General features: G+C 71.3%; 4 protein-coding genes. 3 read left to right on the plus strand and 1 reads right to left on the minus strand.

Annotated elements, in window-relative coordinates:
- Window positions 1–30: 30 nt before the first annotated feature.
- Window positions 31–1428 carry a TIGR01777 family oxidoreductase gene (locus AC36XV_RS03365; RefSeq protein WP_492202261.1) on the minus strand — a complete coding sequence of 466 codons (1398 nt, stop codon included), beginning with the start codon at window positions 1426–1428 and terminating at the stop codon, window positions 31–33.
- Between the two features lie 72 nt (window positions 1429–1500).
- Here AC36XV_RS03365 and AC36XV_RS03370 point away from each other — a divergent pair, with 72 nt between their 5' ends.
- From AC36XV_RS03370 to AC36XV_RS03380, 3 genes are all read left to right on the plus strand, one after another.
- The gene (locus tag AC36XV_RS03370) at window positions 1501–2625 is read left to right on the plus strand and encodes a metallophosphoesterase family protein (protein ID WP_492202262.1); all 1125 of its coding nucleotides are present in this window, start codon (window positions 1501–1503) and stop codon (window positions 2623–2625) included.
- The gene (locus AC36XV_RS03375) at window positions 2622–3629 is read left to right on the plus strand and encodes an AAA family ATPase (protein ID WP_492202263.1); all 1008 of its coding nucleotides are present in this window, start codon (window positions 2622–2624) and stop codon (window positions 3627–3629) included. The genes AC36XV_RS03370 and AC36XV_RS03375 overlap by 4 nt, the downstream gene beginning before the upstream one ends.
- 78 nt (window positions 3630–3707) lie before the next feature.
- Window positions 3708–5018 carry an ATP-binding protein gene (locus tag AC36XV_RS03380; protein WP_492202264.1) on the plus strand — a complete coding sequence of 437 codons (1311 nt, stop codon included), beginning with the start codon at window positions 3708–3710 and terminating at the stop codon, window positions 5016–5018.
- The last annotated feature ends 92 nt before the right edge of the window (window positions 5019–5110 follow it).

A 5110-nucleotide genomic window follows, 5' to 3' on the forward strand; every position in this document is an offset into this window, starting at 1 on the left:
GGTCCGGAGTCCGGCGGCGGGTCCGAGCGCTCATCGCGCCCCCCTTTGCCTTCCGAGCATGTGCCTGAGGGCGTCCGCCAGCCCGGCGTAGCGGAACTCGAATCCCGATTCCAGCAGCCGGGTGGGGCGGACCTTCGCCCCGCCGAGAAGCGTTTCTTCCGCCATCTGCCCGAACAACATCCGGAGCGCCGGCGCCGGAACCGGCAGGATGGCCGGTCGGCCCAGCACGCGGCCGAGGATGGACGCGAATTCCGCACTCCGCAGCGCCTCGGGGGACACCGCGTTCACCGGTCCGGACAGATCCGGGCGCGACGCCACGTGCAGGACGATCGCCAGCAGGTCGTCCATCGCCAGCCAGGCCCAGTATTGCCTGCCGTCACCGAGGGGACCTCCGGCCCCCAGCCGGAACGGGGGCAGCATCTTCGCCAGCGCTCCCCCGGCCGGTGTCAGCACCATGCCGAGACGCAGGAAGACGACCCGGATGCCGGCGTCCGCGGCCGGCCTTGCCGCCGCTTCCCACGCCCGGGCGGTGTCGGCGAGGAAGCCGGTCCCCCCGGCGCTCCCCTCGTCGACCTCCATGTCGCCTCGATCGCCGTAGAACCCGACGGCCGAAGCGCACACCAGCACCTTCGGAGGGTCCGGGGCCGCGGCCACGGAGCGGGCCAGCAGAGCCGTACCGTCGACCCGGCTGTTCCGGATGAGGGCCTTGCGTTCCGGCGTCCACCGTCCGTCGGCGATCCCGGCCCCGGCGAGGTGCACCACCACATCGTGTCCGGAGACGGAGGCCGGGTCCAATCGTCCGCGGGCGGGGTCCCACGGCACGGCACGGTCCGCGGTGGACTCCCCCCGCGTCGCATTCCGCACCAGGCGCGTGACCTCGTGTCCGCCGGTGGAGAGGAAGGCGGTCAGCGCCGTCCCCACCAGGCCCGTCGACCCCGAGACGAGGAATCGGCGCGGCCCGTCGCCGAAGTACCGCTCGTGCACCGACAGGTCGTGGGCCGTCGTGTCGTGTCGGTAGGCGAAGGCCCGGCTCAACTGGCTCTCCACCGCCCGACCGGCCACGAAGTCCCCGAGCCACCCGCCCGGCAGGCGGAATCGGATGTCGTCCGTGAGGCGACAGGCCTCGGGCCCCTCCGGGGTGAACCGATGACGGTGCGCCCACGAAGCGAACGGGCCGCTGACCATTCGGTCCGTGAACCCCCGGCCGGCCTCCACCTCCTCGTGCTCGGCCACCCACCGCGTTCGGAAGGGACCGAACTTCAGCTCCAGCTCGGCCCGGTCGCCGTCCTCGATCCCCTCGTGGCTCAGGATGTGCGCCCCCTGCCACGGTGGGAGCAGCCGCTCCAGGGCCCCCGACCGGGCGTGCCAGGCCCATGCCGCCGACGCTGAGGCCGGAAGATGCGAGTCTCGCGTGAACCGTCTGTCCATTCGCCGTTCCGCAGTCGAGTGAGCGTATCCGTCGGTCTGGCCCTGTCGGCGCCATGGGTTATGATACGCGGCATGATGCGCATCCTCCACCTCGGCGATGTTCACCTCGGCGCTTCGTACGGTTCCTTCGGCCCGTACGCGGCGGAGCGAGCCGAATCGGTTCGCGCCGCATTCCGGACGCTTCCCGCCCTCGCCGTAGAGCACGGCGTGCACGCCGTCGTGGTGGCGGGCGACCTGTTCGACTCCGCCCGTCCCGAGGAGGCCGCGGCGGCCGAGGCCCGCGAAGTGATTCGGCGACTGCTGGACGTCGTGGCGGGCGTGTTCCTGGTGCCGGGAAACCACGACCCGATCGTCATCCCCGGCCCGTACGGCGACCTCCCGGACGAAGCCGTGGTGTTCAGCGCGCCGTGGCCGGAGGAGCCGGCGACGGTCGTGACCGAAGCGGGCCCGTTGCACGTCTACGGTTTCGCGTACGACTACGCCCATGAACCGGACCCGCTGTCGAGATTCCGCCGAGCGGACGCGGAAGGCGTCCACGTAGCGCTGCTCCACGGGGCCGTCCGGGATGCTCCGCACTGGATCGGCGGTGACTCCCTCCGGCTGACCCGGGAAGCGCTGGCGGCTCTCGAGGTGGACTACATCGCTCTCGGAGACTATCACCGGTTTCGTCCCCCTGCGGAGTTCGCGGCGGACGGGTCGATTCCCGCCTGCTACTCCGGCTCGTTCGCCGGGATGGATCACACGGAGACGGGGCCTCGCGGCGTGGTGCTGGCAGAGCTCTCTCCCGGATCCGGACCCGACGTGCGACTGATCCCATCCGGAGTGGCCGTTCTCGAGGAGATTCCCGACCTGGACATCAGCGCCTGTTCGGAGGATCTCGAAGCCATCGAGAAGGTGGCCTCCCATGTGAACGAGGGCTCCCTGCCGGTGGTCACACTGACGGGACAGACGGAATTCGCCGTCGATGCGGAGCGCATCGAGGCGGGCCTGCGGGCGCGCTTCCCGTTCGCCCGGGTGAAGGACCGCACCCGGTACTACGATTCGGATCGACTCCGTGCGCTCGCCTCTCGGGACGATGTGGTGGGACACCTCGCGCGACTCGGTCTGGATCGCATCCGGGAGGCGGACGGCGAGGAGGAGGTCGCGCTCAGGGAGCGGGCCTTGAGAAAGGCGCTCCGGGCCATGGGGGTGGAGTGATCCGGCCGCGATTCGAGGCCGTACGGTTGGAATACGGCTGTCATTCGGGCCATTTCGAGGTTCCGGACGAAGGCCGTCCCGTGGTGATCGCCGGACGCAACGGGTCGGGAAAGACCACCCTGCTCGAAGCGTTCTTGCGCGGCCTGTATGGCTTCGTCCGCCGCAGGCCCGAGGACAGGAACCTGCTCAAGCTCAGGGAGCCCTGGTCGGGCCGCTCGCCCGAGATCGAAGTCCGGCTGCTCACGGCGGAGGGAGTCCGGGTCGTGATCCGTCGCGAGGTCGCCTCCGACGAGGTCGTGGTGCGGGAGGTGGACGGCGACGGGGAGCTGTTCCGCGGAGACGCGAACCCGGTCGGAGCGCGCAGTGCCAGCCGCAGGTACCAGGAGCTCGTGCGCCAGTGGGTCGGATTTGATTCTCTCGAGCCGTACCGCGAAACGGCGTGGATCGCGCAGGGCGAGCTCGTGGACACCCGCCTCGACGATGAGCTTCTCCGGGCCGCCGCCGGCACGCACCGCAGGGTGGAGGCGGCGCAGACCGAGCTGAAGGAGGCGTTCGAGGCGATGACGCTCGAACCCCTGGAGCCCGGAGGCCGCAGGAAGACCCGGCCGCGTCGGGTCGAAGAGCTGCAGGAGGCGGAAGAGGGGATCCGGCGCCGGCTGGAAACGGCCCGAGGCGCACGGGAGAAGAAGCGTCCGCTGCTCCAGCGCTCGGCGGAGACCCGGGCGCAACTGGCCGAGATCGAGACCGAGATCGACCAGCTCGAGGCCGCCTACCGGCCGATCACGGAGCGGCGCACGCTGCTTGCCGAGAAGCGTGAGGCCGAAGCCCGGCTCTCCGCCCTGTCGGACGCGCTCGAGAACATGAGGAGCGCCTCCGACGAGCTGGCGCGCGCGGAGAGCGAGGCCAGCCGCGCGGCGTCGGACGGGCCGTACCCCGAAGACTTCGAGGCCCGAGTCGGCCGAGCCGAGGAGCTGTGGAAGCGGCGGAGGGAGCTGGAGCAGTAGGCTTCCGGTCCCGCGGTCTCCGAGCCCCCTCCGCGGCGCCCCCCGCACCCGATGCCGGCCGCCGGAGGACTGATCCTTGTGATTTCCGGCATCGCGACTCTCTTCGCCGGTTCGGGTCTCGCCGGATCGATTCTGTGCTTCCTCGGCGCGGTCCTGCTCGCCGGCTCCTGGCTCGCCCGCGGACGGGAATCCGGCGGTGCGCAGAGCGCCGAATCGAGGGCCCTGGCGATCCGAGAAGAGGTGGAGGCCGTACGGTCCCGGATCGAGCAGATCGCGAGCGGGCTTCCGGGACCGCCGCTGACGGCGGAGACCGTGGCCGAGCACCGGAGGGCCTTTCAGCGCCAGGTGCAGGCCGGCGCGGCCGCGCGTGAGGCGAAGCGCCGGCAGCTCGAGGCGACCGAGTCGGCGGAGCGACTGCTGCGGAGGGACGACCCGGAAGGGACGGCCGGGTTGCCCGTGGCGCCGCGGGTCCGGGATGCGAGGGAAGACGTCCGCACGACGCTGGCCCGGCTCCAGCTCCAGCTGGAGGAGCTTCCCGCGACGCCCCGCCTGCCGGAGGGCATCGAGCCCACGGTATCCGCCGTGGAGGCCGCACGGGACGAGCGTCGGGCGACCCGGGACGCGCTCAGGGAGCAACTCGGACAGCTCGAGCTGGAGGCCCGCGACCTGGACCGGGCTTCGGAAGACGTGTTCCGGCTGGAGCGGGAGCTCGAGGACCTCCGGAGGCAGCAGGCCGAGGCACGGGACGAGACCGCGGTGCGAAGATACGCATGGGAGCTCGTCGGAGACGCGTACGAACGGTTCCGCGCCACCGACCAGGAGCGTCTCCTGTCCGCCATCAACCGTCGCCTCGCTCCGCTCTCGAAGAGCCGGCTCGGACCGGTGGAGGCGGAGGGCGATCTGACCGATGCGCGGGTGGGCCTCGACGGCAGGATGGTGACGCTGGACTCGCCGCCGCTCAGCTTCGGGGAAAAGCACCTGGTGTTGCTCGCCATACGGCTCGGCGCCGCGGACTTCGTGGCGGGCGAAGGTGTCCGCCATCCCTTGCTCGTCGACGAGCCGTTCACTCACCTGGACGAGGAACGGTCGCGCGAGGTGTGGGAGCTGCTCTGCCAACTGGCGACCGAGAGGCAGGTGATCCTCACCACGCAGGATCGTCTGGTTCTGGACCACCTGGGCGTCCGGGCGGACATCGACCTGGCCGTCCGGCAGCCGGCCCGCGACGCCAGCGGGCGCGGTTCTTCCACCGCTGCGTCCCCCCGCGGGGACGGTACCGCCCGCCGCGAGGACCCGAATCCGGACCGGGATCCGGATTCCGGAGCGGCTTCGGAAGACGAGCGGGACGGGTCGGAGACCCGCTCCGCGCAGGCCCAGCTGGAGCTCGGCTGAGGATTCCGGGCTCCTCGCAACCTCCGTTCCCTTCCCTTCGGGCCCGATCCGGGCGATCGTGTGGGCCCCGATCGTTCCGCGCAACGGAACGA

Source organism: Candidatus Benthicola sp. (assembly GCF_058719085.1).

Bases quoted from the DNA above. Each gene is read 5' to 3' on its own strand.
- AC36XV_RS03365 (WP_492202261.1), bottom strand. From the start codon at position 1,428: ATGGACAGACGGTTCACGCGAGACTCGCATCTTCCGGCCTCAGCGTCG.
- AC36XV_RS03370 (WP_492202262.1), top strand. From the start codon at position 1,501: ATGATGCGCATCCTCCACCTCGGCGATGTTCACCTCGGCGCTTCGTAC.